Source organism: Dellaglioa sp. CoH-56-MRSF-14 (assembly GCF_056782115.1).
This window is the reverse complement of sequence record NZ_JBXAYB010000050.1, coordinates 1-348: the sequence shown is the minus strand read 5'-3', so window position 1 is coordinate 348 and position 348 is coordinate 1. Positions and strand designations below refer to the sequence as shown.

Sequence of the window (348 nt, the reverse complement as noted above, 5' to 3'; positions counted from 1 at the left end):
CATGGCCAATCTTCCGGGGCTGGCCTACAAGTTCTACGGAGACACAAGCTTGTGGCGCGCACTTATGGCCTATAACGGCATAACTGATCCGTTGTCCGAAATTTGTCCGGGTATGACTATCAACGTTCCAACTAAGTCGGCCATTCAGGGCTATGTGAGTGCACAGGTCAAGAGCCAGCAACAGCAACAGCCGATTATGATCTGAGGGGCGTATGAGTTTCGCAATTAAAGATCGTATAGAAGTCAGCTTGTTCATAAACGGCACAGAGTTCCCACTAGAAGCTCTGAACGTGCTGCACTTCATACACATAGCATGGACCACACGCGCACTGGTCCCCACAGTTCACT

General features: G+C 50.3%; 1 protein-coding gene. It reads left to right on the top strand.

Annotated elements, in window-relative coordinates; translation table 11 throughout:
• Nucleotides 1–205 (top strand): LysM peptidoglycan-binding domain-containing protein (locus AC1RPX_RS07810; protein WP_429609019.1); only part of this gene is annotated, 205 nt, incomplete at its 5' end.
• Nucleotides 206–348 lie beyond the last annotated feature (143 nt).